Here is a 4,068-nt window from a genome sequence, read left to right as displayed (position 1 = left end):
CTTTTTAGAAGATTTAAAACCGAAGTTTTATTTAACTCTCTGAGTAGTTCGTGCCTCGCTATGCGTTGGCGTTTCCCGTCTCAGTGGGGTCGCATTATAGGGAGATCCGAAAACAGATCAACCCTTTTTTTAGATCTTTTTACTGTTCGAACAAAAATAGAACAAAACCATGTAAAACCATATGAAAACCTTCCTAAGATGATGCTTTTTTGTGCTCTTATTTATTATTTAATACAAATATCATTGCTATGTTTGATTTAGACGTTAAGATAGCAAGTTCACAATGTTAAATTAATGTTTATTTCCTGTTTATTGGTAGATCTAAAATGAAATTACCCGATCAAAAATCTTTTATCTTCTCTGTTATTCTTGCTGTAGTTGGTTTTGTTGTTGTTGAGTTCGCTTTAGGCGGCTTAGCTTTAAACCCTGCATTACTATTTGGTGCTGGTTTATTAATAGGTGCGATTGCTATTGCTGCAATGTCATCTGATGTGACTGAAGAAGCTGAAGTTAAAACAAAAACGCTTTATGTTGGTAACCTTCCTTATCGTGCAAACGAAGGTGTGGTTCGTGCATTATTTGAAGAACAAGGCAAAGTATTCAATGTTCGTTTATTAAAGGATAAGAATACTGGCAAGCGTCGTGGCTTTGGTTTTGTTGAAATGGCGCAAGCTGATGCAGACAATGCAATTGCTAACTTGAACGATAGCGAGTTCCAACAACGTACTTTAAAGGTACGTGAAGCAAAACAAAAACAAGAAGATGATTCTAATGCTCTACGTACTGAGACGGATCAGTCAGTGTAACTAGCTTTACCGCTAGCTTATTGCTAAACACATCAGCCGTTGCATAATATTGCAGCGGCTTTTTTATGTCTGTTAGTTTATTCACACAGAAGTTAAGTTGGTTAAGTAGGTAGTTGACTCTGTTTGCTATCGCTACACCTGAATCAAGTAATTTTACATTCCCTTCAAAATACTGACTAATAGGCTCTGCTAATATTGGAAAGTGCGTACATCCTAATACAAGTACATCTATAGTTTTATCTATATGTAGGTCATCAAGCACTTGATGCAACTTGTTTGTATCCAAAGACTCTGTAAAAAAGTATTGCTCAGCTAAAGTTACTAACTCCACACTACTATATAGATTAACGGTTACATTACGTGCATGCTCAGTAATTAATGTTTTAGTGTATGAACTGGCGACCGTTGCCGGTGTGGCTAATAAGCCAATATGATTTGAACGTGTTAACTCTGCCGCAGGCTTTATTGCTGGCACAACACCTACTATAGGAATATCTGTCATTTGGCGAACAGCACTAAGTGCAGATGTAGAAGCGGTATTACACGCTATTACAATTAAATCAACATTAAGCGTATTAGCTTTGATGAAATGAATAAGTGAGCATAATCGGTTAATGATTGTTTTTTGGGATTGAGCACCATAAGGTAGTAATGCATTATCCATAAAATAACTGTACTGAGCATTGGGGATACTTTGCTTTATATGCTCAAGTACAGTAGTTCCACCAATACCTGAATCAAAGACCATTATATGCGCTGACAAACTACCGTTCCCACTTTACTTTAAGAACGGCAGTTTGCCATGAGGTATTTATAAAAGAAAGTAGTTTAACTTTGCGTGGTTTCTAAATCAGCAAGCTCGTCGGCCGCCGAATTTAACTGATTAAGGTTTTCGAACATAGACTTTGTGTAATCCACTAACTTATCTATTTGCTCCTGATCTTGATTTAACCATTGGAGAATGCCAGCTAGCTGATTTTGTAATCCAAGCTCACCCGCTTTTTCAAAAGCATTTTTAAGGTCATCATTAAAAGGAGCTAAACCCTCCGCTACTTGTTTTTCTGGTGCTGGTCTATATTCTTCATAGCTTTTAACTGTTGCTATTGTTTTTGTTTGGCGTAAATCCATAGAAAAAGCCACCAGCTGATCGCTGTCTAAACTCAGCTCTTGCGCTTGTTCAAATGCTTCATCTAAATCACCACCAAAAAAGGTTTTACTTAAATCTTGTAAGTCTTCCATCATTGCATTAATAGCTTCTTGCTCTTGCTCATTTAAGTCACCATTAACCGACATCGAAAATGATACCTGTCGAGATTGCGATGATGAGCTTGCAAACGACTCGCTATTACTGTTTTGCTGATAGCCACTTGCCGACTGAGATTCAAATGCATCTGCAAAGCTAATACTTACCTCGTCACCCTCTGCGGTGGTAAATTTATACTCTGCATTACTCGTCATACTGACATATTGAGCCTGGCTTATATTTACGCTGGCAGGTTGTGGGTTAAATAACGACTCTTCAAACTTATCGAGCCCATTGTAAATTCCCTCTTTGGACTTATTAATCCCCTCTTCCATGTCATCATTAAATACACCTGTACCTTTGAGTTCATCAACAGCGTCGTCAATCCCTATTTGGACTCCTTTGCGCGCGTCGCCTAACATATCTTTGAGCTTTTCGTCATCAGCGCCATTAGCTTTTGCTTTATTAACAGCACTACTCACAAAATCGAGTACGTTTTTTACTATTTCATCAAAATCAAATAGTGGTTTATCTGCTTTTTTTTCTGCGATAGGCAATCCAAGCTGCTCAGCCATTTTATCGCCAAGCACCTTTGCGGCCAACTCTCGGCCTCGTTGTTGATAGCTATCTTGAGGAGACGTAATTGTAGGTTGCTGTATATCAGCTTTATTATTGAATTTATTGATGTTGTTGTTTGGCGTAAAGCCATAATTACCTATTTTCATGATTCGTCTCCTAAGCGTGCGTAGTTTATTATCGGCTATAACAATAAAAACTAAAGTACAATGTTCAATAAAACAGCATAAATGCTAGCCAAAACTAGACAAATACGCAGCGCTCCCTACAATAGCGCCGATAAACAGATCTTAGATAAGGTAGTAGCGTTAATGGCAGTTATTAAAATAGATACCACACAGTACCAAACGCAGTTAAGTGAAAAAGAGCAGCGTATTAGTGCACAGTTCCAACGTTTTGGTGTGGAGCAACTAGAAGTATTTAGCTCAGAGCCAACTAACTACCGCCAACGTGCTGAATTTAGAGTATGGCACGACGGTGACGATCTGTTTCACATTATGTTTGATCAACAAACAAAAGAAAAAATCCGTGTTGATACATTTGATCCAGCAGCGCCTCTAGTTGGTGAAATAATGCAGGTGATGATTGAGCATCTTAAGCCTTGTGAAATATTACGTCGTAAGTTATTTCAAATTGATTACCTATCAACGCTAAGCGGTGAAATTTTAGTAAGCTTGCTTTATCACAAACCACTTGATGATGAATGGTTAAGTGAAATTAAAGCGCTTAAAGAAAAACTAAGCAGTAAATACAAAATTGACTTTATCGGCCGTGCTCGCAAACAAAAAGAAGTGCTGGGTGATGACTTTGTAACTGAGCGTTTAACAGTTAATGGTCAAGAGCTTATTTATCAACAAGTAGAAAATAGCTTTACTCAGCCTAATGCAAAAGTAAATATTAATATGCTGGAGTGGGCGCAAGATTTATGTAAGCCACTTAAAAATGATTTATTAGAACTGTATTGCGGTAACGGTAACTTTTCAATTGCGTTAGCGGGCTGTTTTAATAAAGTATTAGCGACAGAAATATCAAAATCATCTGTTCATTCTGCTCAATACAATATTGCTAAAAATAACGTAGAGAACTTAGATATTATTCGTATGTCTAGTGAAGAGTTTACTCAAGCAATGAATGGCGAGCGTACTTTCTCTCGTTTAGACGGTATTGACCTTAAAAGCTATGACTGCCAAACCATATTAGTTGATCCACCGCGCGCAGGCATGGATGAATTAACATGTGACTTAGTGGCTAACTACGAAAGCATAATTTATATATCGTGTAATCCTGAAACCCTTGAACGTGACCTTGATCACTTAACACGTACGCACAACGTTAAGCGCTTTGCTATATTTGATCAGTTCCCATATACACATCACATTGAGTCGGGTGTTTTCTTACAGCGCAAATAAATACGCTCAGTAAACGTTACCCATAAAAAANAGC

General features: G+C 37.7%; 4 protein-coding genes. 2 read left to right on the top strand and 2 right to left on the bottom strand.

Annotation, left to right across the window (positions count from 1 at the left end):
* The first annotated feature begins 326 nt into the window (after positions 1-326).
* A complete protein-coding gene (locus P20429_RS10890) occupies positions 327-806 on the top strand; it encodes an RNA-binding protein (protein ID WP_007582860.1) in 480 nt (159 codons plus the stop codon).
* On the opposite strand, the gene murI is transcribed toward P20429_RS10890, so the two are convergent.
* Positions 769-1,569, bottom strand: a complete 801-nt coding sequence (gene murI / locus P20429_RS10895) for a glutamate racemase (protein ID WP_007582858.1) — start codon at positions 1,567-1,569, stop codon at positions 769-771. The two genes, P20429_RS10890 and murI, sit on opposite strands and share 38 nt — an antisense overlap.
* 65 nt (positions 1,570-1,634) lie before the next feature.
* Positions 1,635-2,774 (bottom strand): DUF5610 domain-containing protein, encoded by a 1,140-nt coding sequence (locus P20429_RS10900; protein WP_007582856.1) that lies wholly within the window; start codon positions 2,772-2,774, stop codon positions 1,635-1,637.
* A 162-nt stretch (positions 2,775-2,936) separates the two neighbouring features.
* Here P20429_RS10900 and trmA point away from each other — a divergent pair, with 162 nt between their 5' ends.
* Complete coding sequence (gene trmA / locus P20429_RS10905; protein ID WP_007582854.1) at positions 2,937-4,034, top strand: tRNA (uridine(54)-C5)-methyltransferase TrmA; 1,098 nt, start codon at positions 2,937-2,939, stop codon at positions 4,032-4,034.
* The last annotated feature ends 34 nt before the right edge of the window (positions 4,035-4,068 follow it).

This window comes from Pseudoalteromonas sp. BSi20429 (assembly GCF_000238895.1).
In the GTDB taxonomy this organism is placed as follows: Bacteria; Pseudomonadota; Gammaproteobacteria; order Enterobacterales; family Alteromonadaceae; genus Pseudoalteromonas; species Pseudoalteromonas arctica.
Note: the sequence above shows the minus strand (reverse complement) of the source record. Positions and strands in the feature narration are given on the sequence as shown.

Bases quoted from the DNA above. Each gene is read 5' to 3' on its own strand.
- P20429_RS10890 (WP_007582860.1), top strand. From the start codon at position 327: ATGAAATTACCCGATCAAAAATCTTTTATCTTCTCTGTTATTCTTGCT.
- P20429_RS10900 (WP_007582856.1), bottom strand. From the start codon at position 2,774: ATGAAAATAGGTAATTATGGCTTTACGCCAAACAACAACATCAATAAA.
- trmA (WP_007582854.1), top strand. From the start codon at position 2,937: ATGGCAGTTATTAAAATAGATACCACACAGTACCAAACGCAGTTAAGT.